The organism is Variovorax sp. YR216, from assembly GCF_900107745.1.
GTDB lineage: Bacteria > Pseudomonadota > Gammaproteobacteria > Burkholderiales > Burkholderiaceae_C > Variovorax.
This window is the reverse complement of sequence record NZ_FNRO01000014.1, coordinates 1-13,270: the sequence shown is the minus strand read 5'-3', so window position 1 is coordinate 13,270 and position 13,270 is coordinate 1. Positions and strand designations below refer to the sequence as shown.

The window sequence follows — 13,270 nt, the reverse complement described above, 5'->3', positions numbered from 1 at the left end:
ATCTCGATACGAAAATTGCCGCTATCGTAACTTGGCGTACCCAAGCGGCACGGGCCGCGCCATGCGTGCGACCCGTGTCAACAAACCCGCGCGACCAAGCCCAGGAATCCCGCGGAACCGGCTTGGCCGGGCCGCCGGGATTGCCCCCTGGAAGGGGGTGTCAGAGCCACACGAAGTGGGCGAGGCTGGGGGTGAGCCCTACTCAATGGCCTTCGCCATGTCCTCGACCACCTTCTTGGCGTCGCCGAACACCATCATGGTCTTGTCCATGTAGAACAGCTCGTTGTCCAGCCCCGCATAGCCCGCGGCCATGCTCCGCTTGTTCACGATCACCGTCTTGGCCTTGTAGGCCTCCAGGATCGGCATGCCGTAGATCGGCGTGCCCTTCTGCAGCGCGGCCGGGTTCACCACGTCGTTGGCGCCCAGGATGATCGCCACGTCGGCCTGGCCGAACTCGCTGTTGATGTCTTCCATCTCGAAGACCTGGTCGTAGGGCACTTCGGCTTCCGCGAGCAGCACGTTCATGTGGCCCGGCATGCGGCCAGCCACCGGATGGATCGCGTACTTCACCGTCACGCCCTTGTGCGTGAGCTTCTCGGCCAGTTCGTTGACCGCATGCTGCGCACGGGCCACCGCCAGGCCGTAGCCCGGGACGATGATCACGGTGTCCGCGTTGGACAGCATGAAGGCCGCGTCGTCGGCGCTGCCGCTCTTGACCGGGCGCTGCTCCTTGGCGCCGGTGGCGGCACTGGTCGCCTCGCCGCCGAAGCCGCCCAGGATCACGCTGAAGAACGAGCGGTTCATCGCCTTGCACATGATGTAGGAGAGGATCGCACCGGAGGAACCCACCAGCGAGCCAGCCACGATCAGCATCGCGTTGTTCAGACTGAAGCCGATGCCCGCCGCTGCCCAGCCCGAGTAGCTGTTGAGCATCGACACCACCACCGGCATGTCCGCCCCGCCGATCGGGATGATGATCAAGACGCCCATCACGAAGGCCAGGACCACCATCAGGAGGAAGGCGAGCCAGCTCTCGGTGGCCATGTACACCAGGCCCAGGCCGATGGTCACCAGGCCCAGCACGAGGTTCAGCATGTGCTGGCCCTTGAACTGCACCGGTGCGCCCTGGAACAGGCGGAACTTGTACTTGCCCGAGAGCTTGCCGAAGGCGATCACCGAGCCGCTGAAGGTGATCGCGCCGATGGCCGCGCCCAGGAACAGCTCCAGCCGGTTACCCGCAGGGATCGCATAGCGGAGGAACCCGTCCACGATCATCGCGCCTTCGGGCGTGTTGACCGTGCCGGTCGCCGCCACCGGCAGCGGCGTGATGCCGAAGGCCCAGGGCTCGACCACGGCCGCCACCGCGATGAAGACGGCCGCCAGACCGATCATGCTGTGGAAGAAGGCCACCAGCTCGGGCATCTGCGTCATCTCGACGGTCTTGGCGCGGTAGGCACCGTAGCCGCCGCCGACGACGAGGCCCAGCAGCACCCAGGCCATGCCGATGGCCTTGCCGCCCGAGAGCTGCACGATCAGCGCCGCGGTGGTCAGGATGGCGATCGCCATGCCGACCATGCCGAAGATGTTGCCGCGGATGGAAGTGGTGGGATGGGACAGGCCCTTCAGGGCCTGGATGAAGCAGACACTGGCGATGAGGTACAGCAGCGTGACGACGTTCATCGACATGTCAGTGGCCCTCCGCCTTGGCAGCGGCCGCGGGCGCCTTCTTGTCCTTCTTCTTGAACATCTCCAGCATGCGCCGGGTGACCAGGAAGCCGCCGAAGACGTTCACTGCCGCAAGTGCGACCGCGAGCACGCCCATGGTCTTGCCCAGGGCCGATTCGGTGAGCGCCGCCGCCAGCATCGCGCCGACGATGACGATCGCGGAAATGGCGTTGGTCACGGCCATCAGCGGCGTGTGCAACGCCGGCGTGACGGTCCACACCACGTGGTAGCCCACGTAGATGGCCAGCACGAAGATGATGAGGTTGATGACGGTATGGGATACGGGATCCATGGGTTCTTCTCCTCGGGGGTTCTCGTCGTTCGTCGTTTACTTCTTCGTGACCTGGCCGTCCTGCGTCATGCGGCAGGCGGCGACGATGTCGTCCTCGAGGTCGATCTTGATGCCGCCTTCCTTGGGCAGCACGAGCTTGAGGAAGTCGAGCACGTTGCGCGCGTAGAGCGAGGACGCGTCGGCAGCCACCAGCGCGGGCAGGTTGGTCTCCCCGATGAGGGTCACGCCGTGCTTGATGACCGTCTTGTCGGCTTCCGACAGCGGGCAGTTGCCGCCGATGCCGTCAGGGCCCTTGCCGGCGGCGATGTCGACGATGACCGAACCGGGTTTCATGGCCTTGACCATGTCCTCGGTGATGAGGGTCGGGGCGGCACGGCCCGGGATCAGGGCGGTGCTGATGACCACGTCGGCCAACGCCACGCGCTTGGCCACCTCCACCTTCTGGCGATCGAGCCAGCTCTGCGGCATCGGACGCGCGTAGCCGCCGACGCCTTCGGCCGCTTCCTTCTCCTCAGCGGTTTCGTAGGGCACGTCGATGAACTTGGCGCCGAGCGACTCGACCTGTTCCTTGACCGAGGGGCGCACGTCCGAGGCTTCGATGACCGCGCCCAGGCGCTTGGCGGTGGCGATCGCCTGCAGGCCGGCCACGCCGACGCCGAGGATCACGACACGAGCCGCCTTCACGGTGCCCGCGGCGGTCATCAGCATCGGGAAGAAGCGCTGGTACTTGTCGGCGGCCATCATCACGGCCTTGTAGCCGGCGATGTTGGCCTGCGAGGAGAGCACGTCCATGCTCTGCGCGCGCGTGGTGCGGGGGGCCGCTTCCAGCGCAAAGGACGTGAGGCCGGCGCTCGCCAGGCGCTGCAGGCCTGCGGCATCGAAGGGGTTGAGCATGCCGACCAGAGCGGTCGCGGGCTTCATGAGGGAAATTTCGCGCTCGTCGGGCGAGCGCACCTTCAGCACGATCTCGCAACCGAAGGCGCCTGCGGCATCGGTGATCTCCGCACCCGCTGCCTGATAGGCCTCGTCGGTGACGCTGGCGATCGTGCCCGCTCCCGATTGCACTCGCACGGTATGGCCCTGCGCGACCAGTTTCTTCGCTGTTTCCGCCGTGACGGCCACTCTGGTTTCGCCTGGCGCAGTTTCGGCCGGCACGCCTATGAGCATGGGAGATCTCCTCGGGAAGCGTTGGAATTGGCGCCGAGCTTACATGAAGACGATGCCCCGAAGTCGCACCATCTGTCCCCGCACAGACAAACGCCACAACCCGCACCCACATTGGCATTGATGCTACTAGATTGATAGCATTTTCAGCATGCGCAGCAGGTCGCCAGATCGTGAACCGGTTTCATTGAGTTCACCTCATCAATGGGTACACTGACTCCCGCGCGCGACGGACGACGTGCCGTGGCAGCGCTCAAAAAAAACGAGATACAGGGAATGGAATGCGAATTGCAGCGCTCGACGACGAGCCGTGCCAGCTCGAACTCATCCGGCACACGATGGAAGACATTGGCCATGAATGCCATGGCTTCACCGAAGGCAAGGTCCTGTTGCGAGACCTCCGGCATCAAAGCTACGACTTGCTAATCCTCGACTGGAGCCTGCCCGACGTGCAGGGCCCGCGCGTGGTCCGATGGATCCGCGAGGATCTCAACAGCCGCATCCCCATCCTGTTCGTGACGAACCGCCGCGAAGAGCAGGACATGGTGGAGGGCCTCGCCGCAGGAGCCGACGACTTCATGGTCAAGCCGATCCGCGTCCGGGAGCTGGAGGCGCGCGTCCGTGCGCTGCTGCGCCGCTCCTACTCGGCCCTGCATGGCACCGACCTGAATTTCGGCGACTACCAGTTCAGCGCCGCGACGCACACGCTGCGTATCAAGGGTCAGGCCGTGGAGCTCAGCCATCGCGAATACGACCTCGCGTTCCTGCTGTTCCAGAACATCGGTCGGCTGCTCTCGCGCGAACACCTGCGCGAGGCCGTCTGGGGCGAGATCAACGAGCGGGCCTCCCGCACGCTCGACACCCACATCTCGCGACTTCGCGGCAAGCTCGAGCTGGTGCCTTCCAATGGTTTCCTGCTGTCGGCGGTCTACGGCCTCGGCTATCGGCTGGAGTGCACCAGCGGCGATCCGACCGACCCATTCAACCCGGCGCAGGGCCCCTCGGCGGGCGGCACGTCGAAGTGAATGGCGCCGCCCACCGGCAGGGCGGCACCGATCCCCGGCAAAGTCCCTGGCTCCGGCGCCGAGGACCGTGGATGCTGCTGGCGATCGGCCTGCTCGCGCTCGTCACTTTCCTCAGCCTGACCCAGCCGCTTCCCCGCGTCGACCGGCTGCTCCAGGACAGCGCCCGCGCGGCACTGGCGCCGCCGCCTTCCGACGACATCGTGATCGTCGCGATCGACGAAAGAAGCCTCGCTGCCATCGGCCGCTGGCCCTGGCGGCGCGCCACCCACGCCGAGCTGCTGCGCCGCATCGCTGCGCAATCGCCCAGATGCATCGGATTGAACCTGAGGCTGATCCAGCCGGACACCGAACATCCCGACGACGACGCCGCACTGGCACAGGCGATGCGCGATGGCGGCTGCGTCGTACTGCCGGCGTCAGTCAGCGCGCTGCAGCCTCGCCGCCTGCTGGAGCGGGTTCCCGATCCCGTATTCGCTCAAGCCGCGGCCGGCATCGGCTATACGAATCTCGCGCTCGACGAGGACGGCGTCGCGCGCAGTGTCTACCTGCACGAAGGCTTCGAGGGGCGCATGCGCCCGCATTTCGCGCTCGCGCTGCGCGACGCGGCGCTGGGCCACGCGGAGACACCGCGGCAGCAGCAACGACCCGCCGCGATGCCCGGGCCCTGGCTACGAAGCGACCAGCAGGTGTTGCTGTTCACGCGCGGCCCGGGGCGCTTCAGCACGCTGTCGTACATCGATGTGCTGCAAGGCAAGGTACCGGCCGACGCCTTCCGCAATCGCTACGTGCTGGTGGGCGCCACGGCGCCGAGCCTCGGGGACGTGCATGCCAACACCTCGCCCGACGTGCCGGGCCTGATGTCCGGCGTCGAGATCTTCGCGAACGTGCTGCAGGCATTGATTGACGAGCGGCCCGTCGTCGTCGCGAAGCCGTGGCAGGACCTGGTGTTCAATCTCGCGCCCCTGGCGGTTGCGCTTCTCGGGGTGCTCTGGCTGCGACCGCTGGGCGTGATCGCGCTGATCGGCACCATGCTCGCGCTGCAGCTCGGCATCCACCTTGGGCGCCCGTCGATCGGCGTGCTCTTCGCGCCGGCGGCGGGCGTCACCGGACTGCTGCTGCTCTACCCGATCTGGAGCCTGATGCGTCTCTCGGCCGCAGTACGGTATCTGCGCCGAGGCACCGCGGAGATCCTCCGCGACGCGGGCCGCCGCCCGGCGCCGCCGCCGAAGCGGTTCGCCGGCGACTTCCTCGACCGGCAAATGGACGCCACGCGCGCCGCCGTCGACAGCATGCGCGACCTGCACCGCTTTGTCCGCGACGGGATCGACCACCTCCCGGACGCAACGATCACCCTGGACACCCGCGGCCGCATCGTGCTCGCCAACGCTGCGGCGCTCGCCTACTGGGCGCGCGATGTCCCGGCCATGATCGGCGCCGATGCGCACGCGCTCCTGGCCGACCTTCGCCGCCGTACCACCGGCGCGCCGATGATGCCGCCCGGCGCGCTGCTCGCCGATCTCCATCCGATCACCGGGGAAGGCACCGATGCGCAGGGACGCGCGCTGCTGCTGCGCTGCGTGCCCTTCTTCGACGCTGACAACGCGCACGCCGGCTGGATGATCGCGCTGGTCGACATCACCGAGATGCGCCGCGCGCAGTGCCAACGCGACGAGGCGCTGCGATTCATCTCGCACGACGCGCGGGAGCCCAGCGCATCGATCCTCACCATGCTCGAACTCGCGCGCCAGCGGCCCGGTTCGATGAGCCTCGATGCCCTGCTCACCGCAATCGAACGCAAGGCGCAAACCGGCCTCGAGCTGGCCGATGGCTTCGTGAACCTCGCCCGCGCGGAGGCCGAACGCTTCCGTCCCGAAGTGCTCGACCTCGTGACGCTGGTGCAGCAGGCGATCGACGATGGATGGGCCCAGGCGCAAAAAGCGCAAGTGCGCGTCATGCTGGCGACCGCACCCGGCGAGGCGCTCGGCATCGCCGACCGCACGTTGCTGATGCGCGCGCTGACCAACGTGCTCGGCAACGCGCTCAAGTACTCGCCGCAGGGCGCCGATCTCGAATGCAGCGTGCGCGGGGAAGACCGGCACTGGCGCATCGCGTTCCGAGACCACGGGCCCGGCATCCCGGTCGAGCTACAGTCCCAGCTTTTCCAGCCCTTCCACCGCCTGCATCACAAGGCGCATCCCGAAGTCCACGGCGTCGGCCTCGGACTGCTGCTGGTGCGCACCGTGGTGCAGCGGCACGGCGGAACGGTCGAGATCGACAGCGCCGAGGGAGAAGGCTGCACCGTCACGCTGGTGCTGCCGAAGCCCACCGCTGCCGAGCTCGAAGCACTGGCATCACTCCAGGAGTAGCAAGCACATGGCAAAGCGATGGAAGCCCAACGTCACGGTGGCGGCGGTGATCGAGAGAGACGGCCGCTTCCTGCTCGTCGAGGAGGAGACGACCGACGGCCTCATGCTCAACACACCCGCCGGCCATCTCGACCCCGGTGAATCGCCCGCCGAGGGGTGCATCCGCGAGACGCTCGAAGAGACCGCGCATCACTTCACGCCGACCGCGCTGCTGGGCGTCTACATGGCCCGCACGCGGCGCGCGGAAGACATCACTTACATGCGCTTCGCCTTCACCGGCACGCTGGGCGCCTTCGAGGCGAATCGCCCGCTCGACAAAGGCATCGTGCGAACGCTGTGGATGACTGCCGAGGAGATTCGCGCCAGCACCGTGCGACATCGCAGCCCGCTGCTGCTGCAGTGCGTGGAAGACTTCCTCGCGGGCAAGCGCCACCCGCTGGACATCATTCACCTCGACGGATCGGTCAACGATCCGGGCGCGGGCTAGCGAGCTCCTTCAGGCCGCGCGGGCAATGACGCCGCCGCCAAGGCAGACCTCGCCGTCGTACAGCACCGCCGACTGCCCTGGCGTGACAGCCCACTGCGGTTCCGCGAAATCCAGCCGGAACACGCCGTTCGCGCCTTCGGCCAGATCGCAGCCCGAATCCGCCTGCCGGTAGCGCGACTTGGCCGCATACGCGCCCTGCGCAGGTGCCTCGCCCGCGACCCAGCTCGCGTCATCGGCCTCCAGCGCATTCGACAGCAGCCACGGATGGTCGTGCCCTTGCACCACCCACAGCGTGTTGTTCCGGGCGTCCTTGCGCGCCACGAACCACGGCGCATGCTCGCCGCCGCCGCGCTGCGCGCCCTTTTCCTTGATGCCGCCGATGCCCAGGCCCTGGCGCTGCCCCAGCGTGTAGAAGCTCAGGCCCTGGTGCTCGCCGATCTTGCGGCCGCGCTCGTCGCGGATCGGGCCCGGCTCCTTCGAGATGTAGCGGTTGAGGAACTCGCGGAACGGCCGCTCGCCAATGAAGCAGATGCCGGTCGAATCCTTCTTCTTCGCGTTGGGCAGGCCGATCTCGTCCGCGATGCGTCGCACCTCGGTCTTGCGCAGCTCGCCGACCGGGAACATCGTCTTCGACAGCTGCTGCTGGTTCAGCCGATGGAGGAAGTAGCTCTGGTCCTTGGCCGGGTCGAGCCCCTTGAGCAACTCATGCCGGCCGCTCGCCTCATTGAAGCGCACGCGCGCGTAGTGTCCGGTCGCGATCTTCTCGGCGCCCAGACGAATCGCGTGGTCGAGGAAGGCCTTGAACTTGATCTCGGCGTTGCACAGCACGTCGGGATTCGGCGTGCGCCCGGCCTGGTACTCGCGCAGGAACTCGGCGAAGACGCGGTCCTTGTAGTCGGACGCGAAGTTGACGTGCTCGATCTCGATGCCCAGCACGTCGGCCACGCTGGCGGCGTCGACGAAGTCGATGTTCGACGAGCAGTATTCGCTGTCGTCATCGTCTTCCCAGTTCTTCATGAAGATGCCGACCACCTCGTGGCCCTGCTCTTTCAGCAGGTGCGCCGTGACCGCGGAATCCACTCCGCCGCTCAGGCCCACCACGATGCGCTGCTTTTTCATAGGGCTGGGATTGTCTCAGCCCGGCCAAGCCGGTGCCCGCGTCGGGGAAATCGCTCAGAGCCTGGCCGTGATCTCGCTGCGCACGCCCGCGACGATCTCGTAGGACTTGAGCCGCGCCTCGTGGTCGAAAACCTGCGAGGTGATCATCAGCTCGTCGGCGCCGGTCTGGTCGATGAAGGCCTGGAGGCGGGCGCGCACCGTGTCGCGCGAACCCACCGCGGAGCATGACAGCACCGAATCGAGCAGCGCGTTCTCGGCCGGGCCGACGCGCTCGCGATAGCCGGCCACCGGCGGAGGCAGGCGGCCGGGGCGTCCGCTGCGCAGGTTGACGAACGCCTGCTGCCACGAGGTCGCGCGAAACTGGGCCTCCTCGTCGGTGTCGGCGGCAAACACGTTGAAGCCCAGCATCACGTATGGCTTGGCGAGTTGCGCCGAGGGCTTGAAGGTCTCACGGTAGATGCGGATCGCCTGCATGAGCTGCTGCGGCGCGAAGTGAGAAGCGAACGCGTACGGCAACCCGAGGTGCGCCGCCAGCTGCGCGCCGAAGGTGCTCGAGCCGAGGATCCATACCGGGACCTCCAGCCCCATGCCGGGCACGGCACGCACCGGCTGGCGCGGCTCCTTGGACATGAAGTCCATCAGCTCGATCACATCCTGCGGAAAGCGGTCCGAGTCGGTTTGGAGATCGCGCCGCAAGGCCTGCGCGGTGCGCTGGTCGGAGCCCGGCGCACGGCCAAGGCCGAGGTCGATGCGGCCCGGATAGAGCGATTCCAGCGTGCCGAACTGCTCCGCGATCACCAGCGGCGAGTGGTTGGGCAGCATCACGCCGCCAGCACCGATGCGGATGGTCGAGGTGCCTGCGCCGACGAATGCCAGCAACACCGCGGTCGCAGCGCTCGCGATGCCGGGCATCCCATGATGCTCGGCCAGCCAGTAGCGGCGGAAGCCGAGCTTCTCGCCATGCTGCGCGAGACTCAGCGAGTTGCGGAACGACTGCGCGGCATCGCCGCCTTCAACGATGGGGGAAAGATCGAGAATCGAGAACGGGACCATTCCGTTATCTTCACCCGGATCGGCCGGCTTCTGTCGCGAAGGGATATTCGGCCCACAACAATGAGCTTCGGAAAAAGATGGCACTGCGATTTTCCAGTTGGTGGATGGTTCTTCTCGTCCTGGCCTTGAGCGCATGCGGCTCGCTTCCCACCGGCGTGCAGCGGCCGCCGTCCCGCAGTCTTCAGGCATCGCCCGACGACAGTCCGCTCGCGAGGACTGCCGCAGCACAGCTTCCACCCGGCGCCCAATCCGGCTTCCGGCTGCTGCCGCTGGGCGGGTACGCACTCGAAGCGCGGCTGACCCTGATCCGCAAGGCAACACGCACGCTCGACGTGCAGTACTACATCATGGAGAACGACGCCTCCGGGCGCGCGGTCTTCAGGGCGCTGGAGGAAGCGGCCGGCCGGGGCGTGCGCGTGCGCCTTCTGCTCGACGACATCAACAGCACCGGCGCGGAGCCCTTGATCGAGGCGCTCTCGGGCGTTCCCAATCTGGAGATCCGCCTGTTCAATCCTTTCTGCTGCGCACGCTCGAGCCTCGCGGGCCGGGTCGTGACCTCGCTCGGCGACCTGCCGCGACTCGACCATCGCATGCACAACAAGCTGCTGATCGCCGATGGCGCGCTGGCGATCGTCGGGGGACGCAACATCGCGGACGACTACTTCACGCGAAGTGCGATCGCCAACTTCGTCGATCTCGACGCGGTCGCGGCCGGGCGGGTGGTGCCGCAGCTGGGCGTCATCTTCGATCGCTACTGGAACAGCGAGGAGTCGTTTCCCGCCAGCTATTTCTCGCCGCCCGTCTCGCCCGCTTCGCGCGAAGCGACGCTGCGGCAGCTTCTGCCGGCCGATGCCACGCAGATCGCCATCGACCTTCCCGAGAAGGACATCCTCGACCAGGTGCCGGTGGGCAAGGAGCTCGACAACGGGCGCCTCACGCTCGTGCCCGGCCTCGCCTATGCCGTGGCGGACCAGCCCTCCAAGCGGCTCGAAGACCGCGAGGAGATCGAGAACAGCAGTCTCATGACCGGCGCCGTCTCCCAGATGCTCGGCGCGCGCAACGAGCTGGTGGTCGCTTCGCCGTATCTCGTGCCGGGCAAGCGCGGCATCGCGGTCCTGCGCAGCCTGCAGCAGAAGGGCGTGCAGGTGACGCTCGTCACCAACTCGCTGCCGGCCAGCGATTCGACGCTCGTCTACTTTGGCTACGCGCGCTACCGGCCGGCGATCCTGAAGGCCGGCGTGGATCTCTATGAATTGAGTGCGGTCGCGCCGCGCGAGAACAAGACGATCTTCGGCGGATCATCCAAGGGCCGGCTGCACGCGAAGCTGGTGGTCATCGACAAGGAGGTGGTGCTCCTGGGGTCGCTCAATCTCGATCCCCGTTCGGCACGCAAGAACACCGAAGTGGGCGTGGCCGTCGAAAGCCCCGCGCTTGCGGAGCAGGCGCTGCGCATCGTCGAGGCCATGAAGTCGGAGGCCTACCGCGTCCGCCCCGCACCCGACGGAGCTGCCGGCACGCTCGCGTGGGTGTCGCCCGATGCAGACGACGACGACCCGGTGCAAGGCGGCGAGCCGGGCATCTCGCCGCTCAATACGTTGCAGCGGCTGTTGCTGCAGCCGCTGGTGCCCGAGGACTACCTCTGATCAGGACAGCGCCTTGGCCTTGAGCCGCTGGAACTCTTCCTGCGTGATGGTGCCCGCATCGAGAAGTGCCTTGGCATCGGCGATCTGCTCGCCCGGCGACTTGCCGGCAACCTGGCGGATGTACGCATCGGTGTCGGACTTGGCGCGCGCGAGGCTCGCACGTTGGCGCTCCGCCATGCCGCGGCCGCGCGCGATGATGTAGATGATCGCCGTCAGGCCCGGCAGGATGATGAGGCCGATGATCCACAGCACCTTGTAGCCGCCGCCCAGTTCCGAATCGCGAAAGAGGTCGCCGATGATCTGGAACAGGATGAGCAGGTAGACGATGAGGACGAAGGTCGACAGCAGCAGTTGAATCAGGTCCCAGAAGTTGCTCATTGGATTTCCTTTTTTCGTAGTGGTGAAGTTGGAAAGCGGTTCAGCGCGCGGTGGCCTTGTTCGTCCACGTGCGCAGCAGCCCGAGCACGAAGCCGCCGGTGAACATGCCCAGCACGTACACCAGCAGCACCAGCACCGAGGTCGGCAGCGTCACGCTCATCGAGAAGAGCGACACAGTCACCGACGCCATGTTCTGGACCTTGAACGTCAGGACGATGCCTGCAAGGATCACGATCAGGGCGATGTAGAGATAGCGCGTCATACGGGTGCTCCATGAGAAATCAAAAAGGTCTGCCAGTCCAGCGCGCCCGCCTTACACGGTGATGGCACCCGAGGCGAGTGCGAAGAGGGCCGCGATCGCGGCCATCACCAGCGCCGCGAAGACGGCCATTTCCGCAGGCGTGAATATCCGCGCCTTTTGCTCCCGCCGCACGAGAAAGTAAAGCACGGTGCCGGGCGCGTAGAGCACCGCCGACAACAGCAGGAACTTCACGCCGCCCGCATAAAGCATGCCCACGGCATACACCGTCGCGATGGCGCCGCGCACCAGGTCGAGGTTCCGCGCAACTCGCGGATCGGCTTCGTAGGTCCGGCCGGTCCACGCGAGCTTGAAGCCGTAGGCCGCCACCAGCAGGTAGGGCACGAGCGTCATCGCGCTCGTCATCTTCAGCGCGAGCGTGAATGCGTACTCCGCGAACCAGGTCACCAGCAGGAACACCTGGATGACGATGTTGGTCAGCCAGAGCGCGGCGGCCGGCGCGCCGTTGGCGTTCTCGCGCGCGAGGAAGGCGGGCATGGTCTGGTTCTTGGCGGCCGAATGCAGCACCTCCGCCGCGAGCAGCGACCACGAGAGATAGTTGCCCAGGATGGAGATCAGCAGGCCGATGCTGATGAAGACCACCCCCCACGGGCCGACCAGCGCCGCCATCACGCCGGCCATCGCCGGTGTCGGCAGCGCGGCGAGCTCCGGCCGCAGCAGCACGCCATACGACAGGATGGTGACGAGCACCAGCAGGCACAGCACGCCGAGGAAGCCGAGCACGGTGGCAATGCCGACGTCCTCGCGCCGCTTGGCATAGCGCGAATAGACGCTCGCGCCTTCGATGCCGACGAACACGAACACCGTGACCAGCATCGTGCTGCGGACCTGGCTTGCGACGCTCGAAAAGCTGGCCTCCTCGCCGCCCCAGAAATTGAGCGCGAAGATATCCGCCTTGAAGCCCACGACCGCGACCACGATGAAGACGAAGATCGGCACGATCTTCGCAATGGTGGCGATGGTGTTGAGCGCTGCCGCCTCCTTCACGCCGCGCAGCACGAGCAGGTGCACGCCCCACAGCAGGATGGATGCGGACACGATCGCGACCACCGTGGTGCCGTCGCCGAAGACCGGGAAGAACTGGCCCAGCGTGGCCTTGATCAGCACCAGGCAGGCGACATCCGCGAGGCAGCAGCCGATCCAGTAGCCCACCGCCGACGCGAAGCCGAGGTAGCTCCCGAAGCCCGCGCGCGCGTAAGCGTAGATGCCGGTGTCGAGATCGGGCCGCCGGCGCGACAGCGTCTGGAACACGAAGGCCAGCATCAGCATCCCGAAACCCGCGATCGCCCACGCGATGAACGCGCCCGCCGCACCCGTCGAGCGCGCGAACGCGGACGGCACCGCGAAGATGCCGGAGCCGATCATCGAACCGACAACCAGCGCGATGAGGGCGCCGAGCGACAGTTGCTGGTTCTTGGGTGCGCTCATGCCGGGTTCGTGTCTCCTGTCAGATGGTGATGGCGCCCGTTGCCAGGCTGTAGATGCCGACGACCGCGCCGATGATGACGGCGATGAGGATGACCCAGTCGATCGACGAGAAAACCTGCTTGCCCCGCTCGCGCCGCGCCCAGATGTACAGGACGGTGCCGGGGGCATACAGGATCGCGGCCAGCAGGATGAACTTGAGCCCGCCCGCGTAGATCATGAAGATGGTGTAGAACGCCGCCACCGCCGCGATGAACAGGTCCCGCCCGCGCTC

12 protein-coding genes and 1 pseudogene are annotated in these 13,270 nt (G+C 66.7%); 4 read left to right on the top strand and 9 right to left on the bottom strand.

The genetic code is table 11. The annotated features are described in order from the left end of the window. Nucleotides 1-198 precede the first annotated feature (198 nt). Genes BLW05_RS26060 through BLW05_RS26050 form a run of 3 tightly spaced genes read right to left on the bottom strand, consistent with a single transcriptional unit; the run spans nucleotide 199 to nucleotide 3,184 of the window. The gene (locus BLW05_RS26060; RefSeq protein WP_093166485.1) at nucleotides 199-1,686 is read right to left on the bottom strand and encodes an NAD(P)(+) transhydrogenase (Re/Si-specific) subunit beta; all 1,488 of its coding nucleotides are present in this window, start codon (nucleotides 1,684-1,686) and stop codon (nucleotides 199-201) included. Between the two features lies 1 nt (nucleotide 1,687). Further along, nucleotides 1,688-2,017, bottom strand: a complete 330-nt coding sequence (locus BLW05_RS26055; protein WP_093166484.1) for an NAD(P) transhydrogenase subunit alpha part 2 — start codon at nucleotides 2,015-2,017, stop codon at nucleotides 1,688-1,690. Between the two features lie 36 nt (nucleotides 2,018-2,053). Continuing rightward, complete coding sequence (locus tag BLW05_RS26050) at nucleotides 2,054-3,184, bottom strand: Re/Si-specific NAD(P)(+) transhydrogenase subunit alpha (protein WP_093166483.1); 1,131 nt, start codon at nucleotides 3,182-3,184, stop codon at nucleotides 2,054-2,056. Between the two features lie 278 nt (nucleotides 3,185-3,462). Here BLW05_RS26050 and BLW05_RS26045 point away from each other — a divergent pair, with 278 nt between their 5' ends. From BLW05_RS26045 to BLW05_RS26035, 3 genes are all read left to right on the top strand, one after another. Further along, nucleotides 3,463-4,206, top strand: coding sequence for a response regulator transcription factor (locus tag BLW05_RS26045; RefSeq protein WP_093166482.1), 744 nt, complete (start codon nucleotides 3,463-3,465; stop codon nucleotides 4,204-4,206). Between the two features lie 71 nt (nucleotides 4,207-4,277). Beyond that, nucleotides 4,278-6,572 carry a CHASE2 domain-containing protein gene (locus BLW05_RS26040; RefSeq protein WP_093166481.1) on the top strand — a complete coding sequence of 765 codons (2,295 nt, stop codon included), beginning with the start codon at nucleotides 4,278-4,280 and terminating at the stop codon, nucleotides 6,570-6,572. A gap of 7 nt (nucleotides 6,573-6,579) precedes the next feature. Further along, complete coding sequence (locus BLW05_RS26035) at nucleotides 6,580-7,059, top strand: NUDIX hydrolase (protein WP_093166480.1); 480 nt, start codon at nucleotides 6,580-6,582, stop codon at nucleotides 7,057-7,059. A 9-nt stretch (nucleotides 7,060-7,068) separates the two neighbouring features. Here BLW05_RS26035 and mnmA read toward each other — a convergent pair whose 3' ends face one another. Beyond that, nucleotides 7,069-8,178: a tRNA 2-thiouridine(34) synthase MnmA gene (mnmA, locus tag BLW05_RS26030; protein WP_093166479.1), complete on the bottom strand. Its 1,110-nt coding sequence runs from the start codon at nucleotides 8,176-8,178 to the stop codon at nucleotides 7,069-7,071. A 54-nt stretch (nucleotides 8,179-8,232) separates the two neighbouring features. After that, nucleotides 8,233-9,231: an LLM class flavin-dependent oxidoreductase gene (locus BLW05_RS26025; protein WP_093166478.1), complete on the bottom strand. Its 999-nt coding sequence runs from the start codon at nucleotides 9,229-9,231 to the stop codon at nucleotides 8,233-8,235. A 77-nt stretch (nucleotides 9,232-9,308) separates the two neighbouring features. On the opposite strand from BLW05_RS26025, the gene BLW05_RS26020 reads away from it, so the two are divergent. After that, nucleotides 9,309-10,874, top strand: coding sequence for a phospholipase D-like domain-containing protein (locus BLW05_RS26020; protein ID WP_093166477.1), 1,566 nt, complete (start codon nucleotides 9,309-9,311; stop codon nucleotides 10,872-10,874). On the opposite strand, the gene BLW05_RS26015 is transcribed toward BLW05_RS26020, so the two are convergent. From BLW05_RS26015 to BLW05_RS36090, 4 genes and pseudogenes are all read right to left on the bottom strand, one after another. Further along, nucleotides 10,875-11,252: an SHOCT domain-containing protein gene (locus BLW05_RS26015; RefSeq protein ID WP_093166476.1), complete on the bottom strand. Its 378-nt coding sequence runs from the start codon at nucleotides 11,250-11,252 to the stop codon at nucleotides 10,875-10,877. Between the two features lie 40 nt (nucleotides 11,253-11,292). Beyond that, nucleotides 11,293-11,514 carry a LapA family protein gene (locus tag BLW05_RS26010; RefSeq protein WP_093166475.1) on the bottom strand — a complete coding sequence of 74 codons (222 nt, stop codon included), beginning with the start codon at nucleotides 11,512-11,514 and terminating at the stop codon, nucleotides 11,293-11,295. Between the two features lie 51 nt (nucleotides 11,515-11,565). After that, complete coding sequence (locus tag BLW05_RS26005; RefSeq protein WP_093166474.1) at nucleotides 11,566-12,999, bottom strand: basic amino acid/polyamine antiporter; 1,434 nt, start codon at nucleotides 12,997-12,999, stop codon at nucleotides 11,566-11,568. A 19-nt stretch (nucleotides 13,000-13,018) separates the two neighbouring features. Further along, nucleotides 13,019-13,270 (bottom strand): annotated as a pseudogene (locus BLW05_RS36090) (arginine-ornithine antiporter); the annotation flags it as partial.

Coding starts and splice junctions, on each gene's coding strand:
- BLW05_RS26060 (WP_093166485.1), bottom strand. CDS start 1,686: ATGTCGATGAACGTCGTCACGCTGCTGTACCTCATCGCCAGTGTCTGC.
- BLW05_RS26055 (WP_093166484.1), bottom strand. CDS start 2,017: ATGGATCCCGTATCCCATACCGTCATCAACCTCATCATCTTCGTGCTG.
- BLW05_RS26050 (WP_093166483.1), bottom strand. CDS start 3,184: ATGCTCATAGGCGTGCCGGCCGAAACTGCGCCAGGCGAAACCAGAGTG.
- BLW05_RS26045 (WP_093166482.1), top strand. CDS start 3,463: ATGCGAATTGCAGCGCTCGACGACGAGCCGTGCCAGCTCGAACTCATC.
- BLW05_RS26040 (WP_093166481.1), top strand. CDS start 4,278: ATGCTGCTGGCGATCGGCCTGCTCGCGCTCGTCACTTTCCTCAGCCTG.
- BLW05_RS26035 (WP_093166480.1), top strand. CDS start 6,580: ATGGCAAAGCGATGGAAGCCCAACGTCACGGTGGCGGCGGTGATCGAG.
- mnmA (WP_093166479.1), bottom strand. CDS start 8,178: ATGAAAAAGCAGCGCATCGTGGTGGGCCTGAGCGGCGGAGTGGATTCC.
- BLW05_RS26025 (WP_093166478.1), bottom strand. CDS start 9,231: ATGGTCCCGTTCTCGATTCTCGATCTTTCCCCCATCGTTGAAGGCGGC.
- BLW05_RS26020 (WP_093166477.1), top strand. CDS start 9,309: ATGGCACTGCGATTTTCCAGTTGGTGGATGGTTCTTCTCGTCCTGGCC.
- BLW05_RS26015 (WP_093166476.1), bottom strand. CDS start 11,252: ATGAGCAACTTCTGGGACCTGATTCAACTGCTGCTGTCGACCTTCGTC.
- BLW05_RS26010 (WP_093166475.1), bottom strand. CDS start 11,514: ATGACGCGCTATCTCTACATCGCCCTGATCGTGATCCTTGCAGGCATC.
- BLW05_RS26005 (WP_093166474.1), bottom strand. CDS start 12,999: ATGAGCGCACCCAAGAACCAGCAACTGTCGCTCGGCGCCCTCATCGCG.